General features: G+C 72.7%; 16 protein-coding genes. 9 read left to right on the top strand and 7 right to left on the bottom strand.

Annotated elements, in window-relative coordinates; genetic code table 11:
• Positions 1-104 precede the first annotated feature (104 nt).
• The 3 genes from ACFY1U_RS39500 (at position 105) to ACFY1U_RS39490 (ending at position 2,186) form a co-directional block, all read left to right on the top strand.
• Positions 105-731, top strand: a complete 627-nt coding sequence (locus tag ACFY1U_RS39500; RefSeq protein ID WP_390698865.1) for a hypothetical protein — start codon at positions 105-107, stop codon at positions 729-731.
• A 224-nt stretch (positions 732-955) separates the two neighbouring features.
• A complete protein-coding gene (locus ACFY1U_RS39495) occupies positions 956-1,630 on the top strand; it encodes a pyridoxamine 5'-phosphate oxidase family protein (RefSeq protein ID WP_390698864.1) in 675 nt (224 codons plus the stop codon).
• A gap of 115 nt (positions 1,631-1,745) precedes the next feature.
• Entirely contained in the window at positions 1,746-2,186 is a 441-nt protein-coding gene (locus ACFY1U_RS39490) for a pyridoxamine 5'-phosphate oxidase family protein (RefSeq protein WP_390698863.1), read from the top strand.
• 281 nt (positions 2,187-2,467) lie between these two features.
• Here ACFY1U_RS39490 and ACFY1U_RS39485 read toward each other — a convergent pair whose 3' ends face one another.
• From ACFY1U_RS39485 to ACFY1U_RS39455, 7 genes are all read right to left on the bottom strand, one after another.
• Positions 2,468-2,680, bottom strand: a complete 213-nt coding sequence (locus ACFY1U_RS39485; protein WP_390698862.1) for a ferredoxin — start codon at positions 2,678-2,680, stop codon at positions 2,468-2,470.
• On the bottom strand, positions 2,677-4,002 hold the full coding sequence (locus tag ACFY1U_RS39480; RefSeq protein ID WP_390698861.1) for an NADH-ubiquinone oxidoreductase-F iron-sulfur binding region domain-containing protein: 1,326 nt from the start codon (positions 4,000-4,002) through the stop codon (positions 2,677-2,679). The genes ACFY1U_RS39485 and ACFY1U_RS39480 overlap by 4 nt, the downstream gene beginning before the upstream one ends.
• The gene (locus ACFY1U_RS39475; protein ID WP_390698860.1) at positions 3,999-4,685 is read right to left on the bottom strand and encodes a ferric reductase-like transmembrane domain-containing protein; all 687 of its coding nucleotides are present in this window, start codon (positions 4,683-4,685) and stop codon (positions 3,999-4,001) included. Before ACFY1U_RS39475 ends, ACFY1U_RS39480 begins: the two co-directional genes overlap by 4 nt.
• Entirely contained in the window at positions 4,682-5,641 is a 960-nt protein-coding gene (locus ACFY1U_RS39470; protein ID WP_390698859.1) for an FAD:protein FMN transferase, read from the bottom strand. Before ACFY1U_RS39470 ends, ACFY1U_RS39475 begins: the two co-directional genes overlap by 4 nt.
• Entirely contained in the window at positions 5,638-6,009 is a 372-nt protein-coding gene (locus tag ACFY1U_RS39465) for a hypothetical protein (protein WP_390698858.1), read from the bottom strand. The genes ACFY1U_RS39470 and ACFY1U_RS39465 overlap by 4 nt, the downstream gene beginning before the upstream one ends.
• 107 nt (positions 6,010-6,116) lie before the next feature.
• On the bottom strand, positions 6,117-7,529 hold the full coding sequence (locus ACFY1U_RS39460) for a sensor histidine kinase (protein WP_390698857.1): 1,413 nt from the start codon (positions 7,527-7,529) through the stop codon (positions 6,117-6,119).
• Positions 7,526-8,230 (bottom strand): response regulator transcription factor, encoded by a 705-nt coding sequence (locus tag ACFY1U_RS39455; protein WP_390698856.1) that lies wholly within the window; start codon positions 8,228-8,230, stop codon positions 7,526-7,528. Before ACFY1U_RS39455 ends, ACFY1U_RS39460 begins: the two co-directional genes overlap by 4 nt.
• Before the next feature lie 381 nt (positions 8,231-8,611).
• Between ACFY1U_RS39455 and ACFY1U_RS39450 the strand changes: the two genes are divergently transcribed.
• The 6 genes from ACFY1U_RS39450 (at position 8,612) to ACFY1U_RS39425 (ending at position 15,259) form a co-directional block, all read left to right on the top strand.
• Positions 8,612-8,755: an OsmC family protein gene (locus ACFY1U_RS39450; RefSeq protein WP_390698855.1), complete on the top strand. Its 144-nt coding sequence runs from the start codon at positions 8,612-8,614 to the stop codon at positions 8,753-8,755.
• A gap of 63 nt (positions 8,756-8,818) precedes the next feature.
• Positions 8,819-9,835: an alpha/beta fold hydrolase gene (locus ACFY1U_RS39445; RefSeq protein ID WP_390698854.1), complete on the top strand. Its 1,017-nt coding sequence runs from the start codon at positions 8,819-8,821 to the stop codon at positions 9,833-9,835.
• A 25-nt stretch (positions 9,836-9,860) separates the two neighbouring features.
• Positions 9,861-10,814 carry a pyridoxamine 5'-phosphate oxidase family protein gene (locus tag ACFY1U_RS39440; protein WP_390698853.1) on the top strand — a complete coding sequence of 318 codons (954 nt, stop codon included), beginning with the start codon at positions 9,861-9,863 and terminating at the stop codon, positions 10,812-10,814.
• Positions 10,815-11,190: 376 nt separating this feature from the next.
• Positions 11,191-13,950 carry a cation-translocating P-type ATPase gene (locus tag ACFY1U_RS39435; RefSeq protein ID WP_390698852.1) on the top strand — a complete coding sequence of 920 codons (2,760 nt, stop codon included), beginning with the start codon at positions 11,191-11,193 and terminating at the stop codon, positions 13,948-13,950.
• On the top strand, positions 13,947-14,606 hold the full coding sequence (locus ACFY1U_RS39430) for a potassium channel family protein (protein ID WP_390698850.1): 660 nt from the start codon (positions 13,947-13,949) through the stop codon (positions 14,604-14,606). Before ACFY1U_RS39435 ends, ACFY1U_RS39430 begins: the two co-directional genes overlap by 4 nt.
• A complete protein-coding gene (locus ACFY1U_RS39425; RefSeq protein WP_390698848.1) occupies positions 14,603-15,259 on the top strand; it encodes a potassium channel family protein in 657 nt (218 codons plus the stop codon). Before ACFY1U_RS39430 ends, ACFY1U_RS39425 begins: the two co-directional genes overlap by 4 nt.
• Positions 15,260-15,273: the final 14 nt, after the last annotated feature.

Genomic DNA, 15,273 nt, shown 5'->3' with positions numbered 1-15,273 from the left:
CCACGGGCCGCGCAGCCCCTGCGACGCCGACTGCCGGAGCGGGACATTCAGAGCGCAACGAGAGTCGTCAAACCGCGCATCACCCCTGGAGAGGGATGAGCATCATGGCAGTCCACGACCAACCGCACCGGCATGTCCGGTTCCACCTCCCGTCCGTGCGCAGGCCGGCGACGGCTCAGCGGCCCGTCGACGAGACCGGCGCCGTCGCGCTCACGGCGACCAGCGCACACGTCCTCGCCGGGCTTCGCCTGCTGACCGGGTTCGTCTTCCTGTGGGCCTTCCTCGACAAGACCTTCGGCTTCGGCTACGCCACCCCGTCCGGCAAGGGCTGGATCGACGGCGGCTCGCCGACCAAGGGATTCCTCAGCTCCGTCGCGGCCGGACCGATGAAATCCACCTTCCACGACTGGGCCGGCGCGGGCTGGGCGGACTGGCTGTTCATGCTCGGCCTGCTCGGTATCGGCCTCGCCCTGATCGTGGGCATCGGCCTGCGGATCGCGGCCGTGGCCGGCACCGCGATGATGGCGCTGATGTGGATCGCGGAATGGCCGCCCGCAAGGCACCTGTCGGACGGGTCGCTGAGCATGTCGACCAACCCGTTCGCCGACTACCACGTCATCTACGCCGTCGTCGTCATCGCCCTCGCGGCGGCCGGCGCCGGCGCCACCTGGGGTCTGGGCAAGGTCTGGGCGCGACTGCCCTTCGTCAGCCGGAACCGCTGGCTGCAGTGACTTCGGCGTCCCCGAGGGGGCACCGCCGCAACGCAACGATGCGGTGGTGCCCCCGTCCCATGACGCGTTCACGGCGCCCCGGCGCGGCCCGGAAGCAGTCCCGTCCGGCCCGGCGGTCAGGGCCGACCGGCCCAAGTCCGCCCCATTGGATCCGGACATGCTGGATCTACGGGTCAATCCGGGCGTCGGGTGCGGTCCGGCAGGGTGAGAGGGAGTGAGCGGCCATGGCGGAAAAGGCACCGTCTCGGACGGTCGAGGAACATGCGCTGGGCGATCTCGGACGCCGTCTCGCCGCACGGCGCGCGGGTCTCGGACTCAGCCGGAGGGAGACGGCCACCCGCGCCGGCATGGCGCCGGGCTACCTCCAGTACCTGGAGGAGCACCCCGGCGCCGCACCGGGCCCCGGCGTCCTGCTCCGGCTGTCCCAGGTCCTCGAGACCACCGTGCGGGACCTCACCGGCGGCGACACCGAACTGCCGAGCGGCCTGGGGCAGGCTTCCCGCAGCCCCGACTTCACGTCGCTGAGCGTCCCGGAGTGCCGGGCGCTGCTCTCCATGCACGGAGTGGGGCGGATCGCGGTGCCCACGGTCTCGGGGCCCGTCGTCGTGCCCGTGAACTACAGCGTCGTCGGGGGGGCGATCGTCTTCCGTACCGAACCCGGCAGTACGCCGTCGCAGGCGTCCGGCTGCCAGGTCGCCTTCGAGGTCGACCGCATCGACGACGCGTTCAGCAGGGGCTGGAGCGTGCTGGTGCGTGGCCACGCCCGGACCGTGACGGACCCCGACGAGATGCGCCGGCTCGCCGAGGGCGCCCGCAGCGAGCCCTGGGCCGGAGGCCGCCGCGACCAGTGGGTGCGCATCGATCCCCTCGCCATCACCGGGCGACGCATCACGGTGTGACGCGGGACGTTCTGCGGCCGGGCCAGGGCCGATGGACCCTCACCCGCCGCACCCACCCGACGGACGATGGACCGGACGCTCCAGCGTCGCATCCAGGTGAGAGACGGGCTGGCTCATGTATCCCAACGACGGTTTCCGCGAACTCCAACGGCAGGAGTGCCTGCGTCTCCTGGCGAAGGTGCCCGTCGGCCGCATCGTCCACACCCGGCAGGCCCTGCCCGCGGTGCTGCCCGTCAACTTCTCCCTCGACAGCGACGGCGCGGTACTGCTGTGCACCTCGGCGGCGTCCGAACTGGCCCGTGCTGTCGACGGCACGGTGGTCGCCTTCGAGGTCGACGAGGTCGACTCGGTGGCGCACTCCGGCTGGAGCGTCGTCGTCACCGGGGCGGCCACCGTGGTGCGCGACCCCGACGAGCACGAGCGTCTGACCCGGACCGGCCCACGCTCCTGGGCCCCCTCGCCCGAGGAGGTCTTCGTCCGCATCGAACCCGAACTGATCACCGGCCGCGAACTCGTGGGCGGACGCAGCCTGTACGGGGTGCAGCTCTCGCCCTGAGCGCCCCCGCGCCCGACGCCCGCTCCCCTGGACGAGGAACGGGCGCCATGCTGCAGCCGTCGAGGAAACACAACGACGCACCGCCGAAAGGCGTGGCCGAGGAGCACCGACTGTTCCCGGCGCGGCCGCCGACTTTCCGGAGAAGATCGCCGTCCTGGAGGACGAGCACCGTCGCATCGAAGCCGCGTGTCGAGCAGGGCTGGCCAGGTCGGGTCGGCCAGGTGGGTACGGCCATGTCGGGGACGCTGCCGCTGATCTGACCGGCGGTGGTCGCGGGTGTGTCAGGGCTTGGTGTCCTCGACACGGAGAGCCAGGCGGGGGCAGGCGCCGACGGCCCGGCGGGCGTGGGTGTGCAGCCGTTCGGGGACGGCCCGGTCCTTGAGCACGGGGTAGCCCCATTCGTCCAGGTCGATCAGCTCGGGCAGCAGTTCCGCGCACAGGCCCTGGCCCGAGCAGGCGATGCGGTCGATGCGCAGGGTCCGGATGCGGGTCATCGCCATCCTTCCGGGGGTGTGGCAGGCGGTACGGGCATCCGGGGCGGCCGACGGGCCGCTTCACAGGCGCCGTGGGTGAGGTGCCGCTCGACGTCCTCGGGGAAGGTGCGCAGCGCGGAGGCCGCTAGGCGGGGGGCACCGTCCGGGTGGCGGCAGGTGCCCCGGTCCGGCAGCAGAGCGGTCCGGCGCTGCAGGCGGGACAGCAGATCCGTATCGGCCCGTCCGGCGGCCAGGGCGGTGAAGTCCTCGGCCACGGCGGGCAGCCCGAAATGGCAGGGACCGCACTGGCGGGCGCCGTGGGCGGCCAGATAGGCAAGCATCCGCGCCGTTTCGCTGAGCCCGCAGGCCGAGTGGGCGAGCGCGACGAGGACGCCCGCACCGGGCGCGGCACCCAGCGGGGTCAGATCGCGGCGGGTGAGGGGCGTGTGCAGATACTGCGCCGGGAGCCAGGTGCCGGCGAAACCGCCCAGCAGGACCGCCTGCACGGGTTCCGTCGGACCTCCGGCACGGTCGAGGACCGTGGTGAGGGGGGTGCCGAGCACGACCTCGAGGACAGCCGAGGCGGCCACGGCGCCGGAGACGGTGACGAGCGTGGTGCCGGGCTCGTCCGGGGCACCGGCCTGCCGGAACCAGCGGGGTCCGCGGCGGGCGATCAGGGCGAGATGGGCGAGTGTCTCGGCATTGTGCACGAGCGTGGGACGCCGGGCGACGCCCCGTTCGTGGGTGCGCGGGCTGCCCTGGGGTCGGGCCGGACCTCCGTTGAGCCAGCTCACCAGCGAGGTCGACTCGCTGGAGACGTAGGCGTGCGGAAGAGCGTGCAGACGCACCCGCACCCGGTCGAGGCGGCCGTGCCGACGCTCGGCCAGAGCCGCCCCGAGCTGCCTGTACTGGGCCGTGCGTTCGCGGGGCAGGCACAGGTGGACGGTGTCGGCGCCGACCGCGGCGGCAGCCAGGACGGCACCGTCGAGGACGAGATGGGGTGCGACGGCGAGCAGGAACTGGTCCTTGCTGCTGGCGGGTTCGCTCTCCATGGCGTTGACGACGACCACCGAGCGGCCACGGTGCTCCGCGACGGCACGCAGTTTCCGGGCGGTGGGAAACCCGGCGCCGCCGCGTCCGGTGAGTCCCGCCGCCTCGACGGCCTCCACCAGGGACATCGGCGTACGGCTCCCGGGGGGCGGGCCGTAGCGCCGCAGATGATCGCTGAGTGTGGCCGGTTGCCCGGTGGAGTACCACCCGGCGAGCAGACGGGCCGCGGACGGATCGACCGGCCCGGCCCAGGGGTGGTCGGGCGCGAAGGATGCCGCGGCCGAGGAGTTCATCGTCCACCTTCGAGCAGGATCGTCGTCGTGGCGGCACGCTCGGCCCAGCCCGGCTGCAGCGGCCCCGTGGCGAGGAACCCCGCCAGCACCATCGGTAGGGCGGTCGCGGTCACGGCGGCCACCAGACGCCCGGCGACCCGCCCCGGGCCGGCCTGCGCCAGGCGCCACCACACGGCACCGATCACCGAGGCCAGACACCCCGCGTACAGCCACAGCTGGAGGGGAAGCCGCGTGTCGGTGCCGGTGCCCACCCCGTGGAAGAGAGCGAACGGCCACGCCGCATACGCCAGCCAGTGCACCGCCTTCCAGCGCCGCACCCCCAGCCGCAGCCGCAGCGCGCTGGTCACCAGCACTGCGAGCAGCAGATCGAGCGCAGTGGTACCCAGTCCGAGCCAGAGCGGACGGTAGGACCCCACCCACGGCACCACGGACACCGCCCATCCCAGGCGCACGAACGGATCGAGTACCGCGGTCCCCACGTGCACGGCGAGGAAGACCAGGGTGAGCAGGGACAGGTTGCGGTGCAGCAGCCCGACCTCGAACCGGCCGATCCGGCGCGGTGCGGAGCGCCTGCCGGAGGCGATCCCGAGCACCAGGGTGGCGGTGAGCAGGATCAGGGAGAGGGTCCCGCTCGCACGGCTGGCGTACCACAGGGGGCTGCCGGTCAGGGCCAGGGTGGTCATGGCCTGCCTCCCTGGGCAGGGACGCGGGAATCGAGCGGCCAGTCGCCGAGGCGTACGACATCGCCGCCGAGGCCGACGAGCCGCACGGGCAGGGCGGTGCCGAGCAGCCAGTCCAGGGCCCGGTCGCCCAGCACGATCGCGGCGGTACTGGCGGTGTTGGCGTCCACGCAGGTGGCGGCCGCGACGGTGACGGTGCGCCAGACGGGTGCGGCGGGCTCGCCGGTGGCCGGGTCGACTATGTGGTGCAGGGTGCGCCCGTCTCGCCGCCAGGTGCGCACCCGGATGCCGGAGGTCGCCAGCGCTCCGCCCGTCACGGCGACGGTGGGGCCCGGCTCCGTCAGGGGCCGTGCGTGGTCGTCGGCGAGCGCGATCCGCCAGCCGCCCTCCGGCGTCGGCCCGGCCGTCGCCAGGTCGCCGCCGAGGCTGACGAGAACCCCGCTGCCGGTGGCGGCTGCGGCTCCGCGGGCGGCGCGGTCCGCGGCCAGGGCCTTCGCGGTGGTGCCCAGGTCCAGACGGGTGTGCGGGGGCAGCCGCAGCCGGCGGGTGTGCGGGTCGAAGACGATCCGCTGCCAGCCCGGCGCGGGGCGTGACACGGGCAGCGGACGGGCGTCGTCGGGGCGCACGGAGGCGAAGGTGCAGTCGTAGCCGAGCGCGATCACCGCCCCGCCCACGGTCGGGTCCACGGCGCCGTCCGTGATCCGGGCGGCACGCAGGGCGACCTGGAGCGCTTCGGCGAAGTATGCGCTGACGGTGAGGGAGGTGCCCGCGCCCAGGTTCACGCGGGTGAGTTCGGAGTCGGGCCGGAAGCGGCTGCACGTGAGGTCGACGGTGGCCAGCTCGTCGCGCAGGGCCGCCGTCGCGACGGGCAGGGCGCTCGGGTCGGTCACGAGCAGGGCGGCCGTGGTGCCCAGAGCAGGGAAGACCGTCCGGGCCGGTGCCGGGGCGCGCGTGGTCATGACGCCCCCGTCGTGGTGTGCGGCTGTCCCTGGGAGGCGGCCGGCGGCTGGGCGGGGGGCCGCGGTGCCGGCTGGGTGACCGGGGCCGCGCCCTCCTCGTCGTCCTCGCCCCGCCGCTGGTCGTCCCCTCGTGCCGTGGTGGCGGTGGAAGCGGCGGAGTGCTGCACGGGTGGGCCCGGCGGCGCGGGGGAGGCCGAGGTGCCCGGCAGCAGATGGGTGTAGAGGCTGCCCAGGGCCGCAGCGCCGGCCACGGCGGTGACGGCGATCCACCGGGTGATGCGGCGGCTGCGTCGCAGGCCGTGATCGCGCGTGAGCGGGGAACCGGCCGGGGAGGGGGGCCGGTGGAAGTCGTCGGGCGAGGGTGCCATGGCAGCGCTCCTGGTGAATCGGCGGCCCGCGTCGGGTGCGTCTTTCTCCAGGCTCTGCTCACGCCACTCGGGAACTGGTTCGCGTCTTCTTCAGAACCCGTAAAGATCTACCGGTTCTGATCCGCCGTCCGGTCCACGGGTAAGGATCTCGACGCGATCCCCCGCTCGTGCCCGCGCTCCGGCCACAGCGGCAGATCCAGTACGACGGTCAGCCCGCCGCCGGGCGTGTCCTCCAGGCGTGCGGCACCGCCGTTGGCGGTGACCAGCCGGTGGACGATGGCGAGCCCCAGGCCGCTGCCCCTGGTCTCCGGGTTCCCGAACCGGTGGAATGCGAGCTCCTTCGCCTCGGCCGTCATCCCCGGCCCGTCGTCCCGCACGAGCACCCGGGCCCGCCCGCCCGCCTCGCGGACGTCGAGAGTGATGCTCCCGCCGGCGGGCACGGCCTCGACCGCGTTGGCGACCAGATTGTCGAGGATCTGCTCCAGGTGGCCCGCGCCCAGCGCGACGGTCACCGCGGGTCCTGCGGACACGGCCCTGAGCCCCACCCCGCGCTCCTCCGCCACGGGCGACCAGGCGGCCACCCGCTCGGCCACCACCTCGTCGACGCGCACCGCGCTCGGGCGGGGTGTCGCCTGTTCGGCGCGCGCGACCGCCAGCAGTCCGTCGACCAGCCGGGACAGCCGGGCGATCTCCTCCTGCGCGGCGGCCAGTTCCGTCGCGGTGCCTTCTTCGGCGCCGGCGGCGAGGACGTCGAGCCGCAGCCGCAACGCGGCCAGCGGAGTGCGCAATTGGTGGGACACATCCGCGATCACGGCCCGGTGGCCGTGCACCAGGGCTTCCGTGCGGGCCGCCATGGTGTTGAAGGTGGCGGCCAGCCGGCGCACTTCCGGCGGTCCGGCGTCGACGTCGGTCCGTTCGTCCAGGGCCCCCTCGCCCAGCCGCCGGGCGCTGGCGTCCAGCGTCGAGAGGGGCCGGCCGACCCAGCGGGCCAGGCGGGCGGACAGCAGCACGGAGGCGGCCAGTCCCGCGGCGCCGATCGCGGCGGACCAGCCCCAGATCGCGGCGGTACGGGCATCGAGCGGGGCCGCGGAGCGGGCCAGCACGACGGCTCCCGCGGGCCGTCGCACCTCACCGGCCGGTTCCGCGGCCAGCAGCCGGCCCTCCTTCTCCGGCGGTTCCGGCTCGTGCCCGGCCAGCACCTTCCCCACCAGTTCCGCCGCCTCCTCGCCCTGCGCCGCCGTACAGGGCGTACTGGCCACCAGGCGCGCGGAGGCGTCGTACACCGCGGCGCAGTCCCCGGCCCGGGCCGCAGTGCCGAGTTCCTTGCGCATGGCGGTGGCCGGCTTGTGGTCGGAGAGGTGTTCCTCGGCGGCCGCGGCGATCAGGCGGGTGGCCGCCCGCTGGTTGTCGCGGTAGGAGACGCGCTCGCGCGCCGTCATCGACACCGCCAGCGGTACGACCGCCAGCACCAGCAGCACGGAGGTCAGCGCCAGCAGCGTCCAGGCGATCCGGCGGGTCACGGCTGCTCCTGGGACTCCTGGACCACTCCGAGCCGGAAGCCGTGCCCGTACACCGTCTCGATCAGCCCCGGCACGCCGAGCTTGCGGCGCAGCGCCGCGACATGCACGTCGAGCACCTTCGTGGGTCCGTACCAGTGGGCGTCCCACGCCCGCTCCAGGATCTGCCGTCGGCTCACCACCCGGCCCGGATCGGCGGCCAGGCACTCCAGAAGGGAGAACTCCTTCGGCGTCAGAGCGACCGCACGGCCGTCGACGGAGACCTGCCGGGTGCGCAGGTCGAGGGCCAGCGGCCCGTGCCGCAGGATCTCCGGTCGCGCCGGGCGCCGACGGCGCAGCACCGCCCGTATCCGCGCCAGCAGCTCGGCCAGCCCGAACGGCTTGACCAGGTAGTCGTCGGCTCCTTCGTCCAGGGCGACCACCCGGTCCGCCTCCTCGCCCCGGGCGGTCACGGCGATGATCGCCGCAGTGGACCGGGCCCGCAGCCGCCGGCACACCTCGACCCCGTCGATGTCCGGCAGCCCCAGATCGAGCAGCACCACATCGGGGGAGGGCGCGGCCAGCGCAGCCCGCCCGGTCCGTACGTCCTCGACCGCATAGCCGGCCTGCCGCAGACCACGCACCAGGGACTCCGCGATGCCGCGGTCGTCTTCGACGACCAGCACCCGCGTCTCCTCGGCTGCACCCGTGGCCTGGGCGTTCATGCCCGCCGCCCGTCTCCCCGACAAGGGGATCGACTACGTCGTCTCGCGTCCCAGCCTGCGTCCTCGCCCGGCCCGGGGGCAGGGCCGTTCGTCCCGCCTTTCGACGCAATCGCCGACGCCGGACCAGCCGTCAGGACCCACAATGAATACCTGGCGGGGTATACCGCTGCAGGGCCTCCGACGAGGGCCGAACGGCCCCCGCCGCACCCCGTCGGCCCCTCGATCGACTGCGCCCTCCGAGGTCGACTGGAAGGTGACGGCCGTGTGCGCCAGCGACCGAACTCTTCGCGGCCTCCCTGGCCACCTGCGTCGCGTTCTACGCGGGCCGTTATCCCCACCGGCACGGCCTGCCCGCACCGGATCACCGACCGCCCGGCCCGCGTGGCCTCCCTGCACGTCGTGGTCGTACCGCCGCCCGAACTCTCCGATCATCGCAGAGCCGCTCTGCTGGCCGTGGCCTCGCACTGCACAGTGCACAACACCCTCCACGAGCCACCCGAGATCGACATCGAGCTGGGGCCATGAGCACGCCATCGGCCCCGACCGTGCCGACCTTGCTGGACCGCATCCGCAGCGTGGAACAAGCTGGTGCATCGACGAGGGCCCGGACGGCCACATCGATCTGGACCGGCTCGCAACGCAACTGCGCAGACACGTCGACCTGCGGCTGGGCGGCGGCAGCTTCTCCGTCGCCTCCAACGTCACCGGCATCCTGACCCGCGCCGACCGCATCGCCCGCCTGCTGCACGCATACGGCGTGCTCGTCGTGCGGCGCGAGATGGTTCGCAACCCGGTATCCGCCGCACCTCAAGTGAACCGGCTGTTCTTCGGGTCATCTGGCCTTGTTGCGGCTTCCCGTCCGGTTCTCACCAGTTCCGCGGACTCATCGACGCGCTCGGTTCGCACTACCGGCTGATCGCCCCCGACCACCCCGGCTTCGGCCACACCCAGGCCCCGCACGACTTCACCTACTCCTTCGACCGGGTCGCCGACATCACCGAAGGCTTCGTCCGGAGCCTCGGTCTCGACCGGTTCGTGATGTACGTCTTCGACTTCGGAGCGCCCATCGGCTTCCGTATCGCCGACCGCCACCCGGAATGGATTGCGGGGCTCGTCGTGCAGAACGGCAACGCCTACGAGGAAGGGCTCTCCGAAGCGGCCCGCGGCCTCCTCGGTCTGACGCCCGACACGCCCGGCGCCGAGGACGCGATCCAGGGCCTGCTCACCTTCGACGGCACCCGCAGTCAGTACGAGACCGGCGTCCCCGACCGCGACCTCGTCGCCCCGGACGGCTACACGCTCGACCAGCACTTCCTCGACCTGCCCGGCCGCAAGGAGGCCCAGCAGGCACTGCTCTTCGACTACCACACCAACGTCGAGCTCTACGACCACTGGCACGCATGGCTGCGCCGGCACACCCCGCCCACCCTCATCACCTGGGGAAGCAACGACCCCTTCTTCCCCGAGCCCGGCGCCCGCGCCTACCTCCGCGACGTGCCCGATGCCGAACTCCACCTCTTCGACACCGGCCACTTCGCCCTGGAAACCCATCTGCCCGAGATCGCCCCGCTGATCGCCGACTTTCTCGACCGCGCCTGGAAGTGATCAGGCCCACGCAAAAGGAGGACTGATGGACATCAGGAACGTCGAGCACGAGGGCGAGCAGGCGATCCAGCGGCAGGCGCGCGAGGGCGGGCCCGGATGGGGTTCTCCGATGTTCGGCCCGGAGATCCCCCAGGGGTTCGTCCCATTCATGCGGGACCAGCCCATGCTCGTCATCGCCGGGGCCGACAATGAGGGTGCGATCTGGTCGACCATCCTCGACGGGCCGACCGGCTTCGCCCAAGTGGTGGACGAACGGACCGTCGTCATCGACGCGTTGCCCGCGCCCGGTGATCCGCTCCGCGAGGCCTTCCACACCGAACGGGACATCGGTGTGCTCGCCCTCCAGCCGCAGACACGACGCCGGGTCCGGATGAATGGAGTCGCCAGGCGGGAGGGGAACCGCCTCGTCCTGCGGACCGATCAGGTGCTCGGCAACTGCCCGAAATACCTTCAGACACGCACCGTGAAGGAAACCGTACCCGGCGGCGCCGGGCCGGCCGCGACCGGCGAAGAGCTCAGTGAAGACCAGCAGCGGTGGATCGAGGGCGCCGACACCTTCTTCATCGCGAGCCTCTCGCCCGGCCACGGCGCCGACTCCTCGCACCGCGGCGGCATGCCGGGATTCGTCACGGTCGCCGGCCCGCGCACCATCGCCTGGCCGGACTACAGCGGTAATCAGTTCTATATGACGCTCGGCAACATGCATCTCCACCCGGCGGCCGGTCTGCTCTTCCTGGACTGGGAAAACGGTCACACGTTGCAGCTGACCGGACAGGGACGGATCGATTGGGATCCCGCCCGCACCCAGAAGTACCCCGGCGCCCTGCGAGTGGTCGAGTTCGACATCGCCAAGGCGGTCCAGATCGACCACGCCAGCTCCCTGAGGTGGGAGCTTCACACCTACTCGCGGGCCAATCCGCCCGCGCGCGCCGACGACCGGCCCACCGGACCAACCGTGTCCGCCCGCCGACAGCCGTGACCCCGGTCCGGCTTGCGACGGACTGTCCTCGCGCGGAGTCTCCACCAGCCGCCCGCGCGGTCCCACCGGTGCCGTGAGCAAGCTGTCGGACCCCGCGGCGACAGAGCCTCGCGCCGTCCTCCGGGGGCCGAACGGCTCTCCCACGGAGCCCGTACGGCCCCGCGCCCGCGAGGCCCGACGCGATGGATCCTCGACGGATGAACGCTGTGCATGCGCCACCGCGGACACCGTACGCGATGCCCGGTTCCGGGATTGCGGCCCGGAATGACGGACTCCACGATGAGGACATGGCCGCTCGCCACGCCGACTGCCGCGACGCCGTCAGGGCACTCCCCGTCGCGCCGTCCGAGGCCATCACCCGGCACATGGTCACCCCGTGACGGCGAACAGCCCGGCGGTGCAGACCCTGGCCACCCGGGACGTGTTCGCCGCCCTGGACAGCTCACCCCGAGGGCTGGCACCCGCCGACGTGGCCGTACGGCGGGAGCGCCACGGCCCCAACGAGCTGCCCAGGGCCCGGCGCAGAGGCTGGTGGAGGGACCTCGCCGGCCAGTTCAGGGATCTGTTCGCCGTGGTCCTCCTCGTCGCGTCCGCGATCACCTTCCTGGCCTACGGTCTTCAGGACCCCCGGGACGTGGGGACCCTGCAGCTTGCCGTGGCGATTCTCTGCGTGGTGCTGCTGAACGCGGCCATCGGCTTCGTCCAGGAGTACTCCGCCGAGCGGACCGCCGAGTCGCTCCAGGCGATGGTGCCCCGCACCTGCCGGGTGCTGCGCGGCGGGGAGCGGCAGGAACTGCCCGCCCGTGACCTGGTCCCCGGCGATGTCGTGGTCCTGGAGGCCGGTGACGCGGTCTCGGCGGACTGCCGTCTCGTTGAGGCGCACGAACTCGCGGTGAACAACGCGGCGCTGACGGGGGAGAGCGACCCCGTCGGCCGCACCCGCCAGCCGGTGGCGGCCGGGCCGGTGCTCGAGGCCCGTAACTGCGTGTTCATGGGGACCGACGTCGTGGCGGGATCCGCGAAGGCCGTGGTGTTCGCGACGGGTGCGGCCACCGAGTTCGGGCGCATCTTCCGGCTCGCGTCCGCGGCGCCCCGCCAGAAGACCCCCCTGCAGCTCCAAGTGGCCTCCATGGCCCGCAGGGTGGCGGGCGCGGCGCTCGCGATCGGAGCACTCCTGTTCGCGGTGCGACTGCCCGCCGGGCGGCCGCTCGTGGAGACCTTCGTCTTCGCCCTGGGCGTGATGGTCGCCCTGGTGCCCGAGGGGCTGCCCGCGACGCTGTCGGTGTCCCTGGCCATCGGTGTACGCCGCATGGCCCGCCGGCACGCCCTGGTCAAGAAGCTGCTGGCGGTGGAGGCGCTGGGCTCCACCACCGTCGTGTGCACGGACAAGACCGGCACCCTCACCCAGGCCGAGATGACCGTCGTCCAGGTGTGGGCGGGCGGTGTCCGTCATCCCGTCTCCGGCGTCGGGTACGCACCCGTCGGTGAGGTCACCGACCCACAGCCGGTGCGCGAGCTGCTCCGTACGGCGGCACTGTGCTGCGACGCCCGGATGGTCCCACCCGCGGACCACGACGGCTGGCGGGTCCTCGGCGACACCACGGAGGGAGCCATCCTCGTCGCCGCCGCCAAGGCCGGCGTCGACCTGGCGGCGGAGGAGGCCTCGACGCCACGCGTGACGGAGTTCCCCTTCGACTCGACCCGCAAGCTGATGAGCACCGTGCACCGCGGCCCGCACGGCGATCTCCGCGCCTGCGTCAAGGGCGCGCCGCAGGAACTGCTCACCCGCTGCAGCGCCGTCGTATGGAAGGACGAGCGGCAGCCGCTGACCGAGGATCTCAGGGCAGCGGTGATCAGCGCCAACGACGAACTGGCCGCCCAGGGCCTGCGGGTCCTGGCGGTGGCGTCGCGGTCCCTGCCCGACGGCCGCCCCACCCAGGACGAGACCGAGTCGGACCTCGCCCTGCTGGGCCTCGTCGGCATGCAGGATCCGCCCCGGCCCGAGGTCAGCGACGCCGTCGACGCCTGCCGGCACGCGGGCATCCGCATCGTCATGGTCACCGGCGATCACCCGCTGACCGCGGAAGCAGTCGCCCGCCGCGTCGGCATCGTCCGCCGGCCCGATCCCACGGTCGTCACCGGCACCCGGTTGGACACACTTGACGACGAGGCTCTGGACACCCTGCTCGCCGGCTCGGGCGAACTGCTGCTGTGCCGGGTCAGCCCCGAGCACAAGATGCGGGTGGTCGCCGCCCTGCAGCAGCGCGGCGAGGTCGTCGCCGTGACCGGCGACGGCGCCAACGACGCACCGGCCCTCAAGCACGCGGACATCGGCGTCGCCATGGGCGCCTCCGGCACCGACGTCGCCAGGGAGGCCGCCGTCATGGTGCTGCTGGACGACTCCTTCGCCTCCATCACCACCGCGGTACGCCTGGGCCGCTCCGTCTACCAGAACATCCGTAAGTTCCTGATCTACCTCTTCAGCCACAACATCGCCGAGCTCACGCCCATCCTCGCCGCCACCTTCGCGGGATTCCCCCTGGTGCCGATCACCGCCGTACAGATCCTCGCGATCGACCTCGGCTCCGACGTCCTTCCCGCGCTGGCCCTGGGCGCCGAGCCACCGGAGCCGGACGTCATGGACCGCCCGCCGCGCTCCCGGCGCGAACGGCTGTTCTCCACCGCCGTGATGGGGCGGGTCCTCTTCCTCGGCGGCATCCAGTCCCTCGGCGTGTGCGCCGTGTTCTTCTGGCACATCCACGCCTCCGGCATCCCGTACGCCGACTTCACCAAGGACGACCCCGTCTACCGGGAGGCGATCACCATGGTCCAGGCCGGGATCGTGGTCAGCCAGTTCTTCAACGCGCTCGCCGTGCGCACCGACCGGCAGAGCGTGTTCCGGATCGGCCTGCTGTCCAATCCCTGGCTGCTGGCCGCCGGCTGCTTCGGCATCGCGCTGATGGCGGCCATCAGCTACGCGCCGCCCCTGCAGGCCCTGTTCCACACCGCCCCGCTCGCCGCCGCCGACTGGGCCGTTCTCGCCGGCTTCGGCGTGCTGCTGCTGGCGGCCGAGGAGGCCCGCAAGGGGTGGCTGCGACACCGTAGGCCTGCGGGCCGGAAGGAAGGAGTGCGATGAGGGTGATCATCGCGGGCTGCGGCCGGGTGGGATCCGCACTCGCCGTCCAGCTCGTCGCCGAAGGCCACGACGTGGAGCTCATCGACCGCAACGCCAGGACCCGCAGACTGCTGCCGGCCGGCTTCCCGGGCCGGTTCCACGAGGGCAACGCCTACAGCCGGTCCGTGCTCGAGGCCGCCGGGATCGAGCACGCCGACGCGTTCGTGGCCGCCACCTCGGGCGACAACAGCAACATCGTCAGCGCGCGCACCGCGAAGGAGACCTACCGGGTGCCCGTCGTCCTGGCCCGTATCTACGACCCGCGCCGCGCCGACATCTACCGCGACCTCGGCATCCCCACGATCGCCAGCGTCCGCTGGACCGTGCACCAGATCCACCAGATGCTCCTGCACCGCCACCTCACACCGGAACTCACCTTCGGCAACGGGGAGACGCTGCTGGTCCGCTCCGAGCTGCCGTCCTACGTCAGCGGGCGGCGACTGGCCGAGTTCGACGTGGACGGCGAGATCCGGGTCGTCGAGGTCACCCGTGCGGGCCGCTCGCTGGTGCCCGCCCACAGCACCCGTGCCGAGCCCGGCGACCAGGTCACCTTCGCCGTCGCGGCGACCGCGCTCGGCCGACTGCGCGGCTTTCTGGACAAGGAGCTGGGGACATGAAGGCTCTCATCGCCGGTGCGGGACGCCTGGGCACCCAGATCGCGCAGGTGCTCGCCGCGGCCCGCAGCGACGTCACACTCCTCGACATCGACGAGGACCGCGTCGCCGAACTCAAGGGCCATCTGCCCGTACGTCTCGTGGCCGGGGACGCCTGCGAACCCGCGATCCTGGAAGACTCGGGCGTGCTGACGGCCGACCTCGTCATCGCGGCCACCGGCGACGACGAGGACAACCTCGTCATCAGTCTGCTCGCCAAGCGGCAGTTCGAGGTGCCCCGCGTCGCGGCACGTGTCAACGACACCGAGAACGCCTGGCTGTTCGACCGGAACTGGGGAGTCGACACCGCAGTGCCCGCGGCCACTCCGCTGATCTCCCTCATCGAGGAGGCCACCGGGGCCACGGACACCGTCGCCCTGCTGCGCCTGAGCAAGGCGGGCGTCGACGTCATCGAAACCGCCATCACACCCGAGTCCCGCGCCGCCGGACGCACACTCGCCGAGATCACCCTTCCCGCGGGCACGGTCGTCGCCACCGTCATCCGCGAGGGCCAACCCACCGTCCCCACACCCGAGGTGCGGCTGCAGCCCGGCGACGAAATCCTGGTCGTCTCGCACGCCGCCACCGAACAGGAGATCCACGCCGCCTTCCAGTGACAGCGGTGTCTGCG

The sequence above is a fragment of the Streptomyces sp. NPDC001351 genome, assembly GCF_042896045.1.
In the GTDB taxonomy this organism is placed as follows: Bacteria; Actinomycetota; Actinomycetes; order Streptomycetales; family Streptomycetaceae; genus Streptomyces.
This window is presented reverse-complemented; position numbering and strand designations above follow the sequence as displayed.

What these genes read in the sequence shown, in the direction of transcription:
- ACFY1U_RS39500 (WP_390698865.1), top strand. Translation starts at nt 105, where the DNA reads ATGGCAGTCCACGACCAACCGCACCGGCATGTCCGGTTCCACCTCCCG.
- ACFY1U_RS39495 (WP_390698864.1), top strand. Translation starts at nt 956, where the DNA reads ATGGCGGAAAAGGCACCGTCTCGGACGGTCGAGGAACATGCGCTGGGC.
- ACFY1U_RS39490 (WP_390698863.1), top strand. Translation starts at nt 1,746, where the DNA reads ATGTATCCCAACGACGGTTTCCGCGAACTCCAACGGCAGGAGTGCCTG.
- ACFY1U_RS39485 (WP_390698862.1), bottom strand. Translation starts at nt 2,680, where the DNA reads ATGACCCGCATCCGGACCCTGCGCATCGACCGCATCGCCTGCTCGGGC.
- ACFY1U_RS39480 (WP_390698861.1), bottom strand. Translation starts at nt 4,002, where the DNA reads ATGAACTCCTCGGCCGCGGCATCCTTCGCGCCCGACCACCCCTGGGCC.
- ACFY1U_RS39475 (WP_390698860.1), bottom strand. Translation starts at nt 4,685, where the DNA reads ATGACCACCCTGGCCCTGACCGGCAGCCCCCTGTGGTACGCCAGCCGT.
- ACFY1U_RS39470 (WP_390698859.1), bottom strand. Translation starts at nt 5,641, where the DNA reads ATGACCACGCGCGCCCCGGCACCGGCCCGGACGGTCTTCCCTGCTCTG.
- ACFY1U_RS39465 (WP_390698858.1), bottom strand. Translation starts at nt 6,009, where the DNA reads ATGGCACCCTCGCCCGACGACTTCCACCGGCCCCCCTCCCCGGCCGGT.
- ACFY1U_RS39455 (WP_390698856.1), bottom strand. Translation starts at nt 8,230, where the DNA reads ATGAACGCCCAGGCCACGGGTGCAGCCGAGGAGACGCGGGTGCTGGTC.
- ACFY1U_RS39440 (WP_390698853.1), top strand. Translation starts at nt 9,861, where the DNA reads ATGGACATCAGGAACGTCGAGCACGAGGGCGAGCAGGCGATCCAGCGG.
- ACFY1U_RS39430 (WP_390698850.1), top strand. Translation starts at nt 13,947, where the DNA reads ATGAGGGTGATCATCGCGGGCTGCGGCCGGGTGGGATCCGCACTCGCC.
- ACFY1U_RS39425 (WP_390698848.1), top strand. Translation starts at nt 14,603, where the DNA reads ATGAAGGCTCTCATCGCCGGTGCGGGACGCCTGGGCACCCAGATCGCG.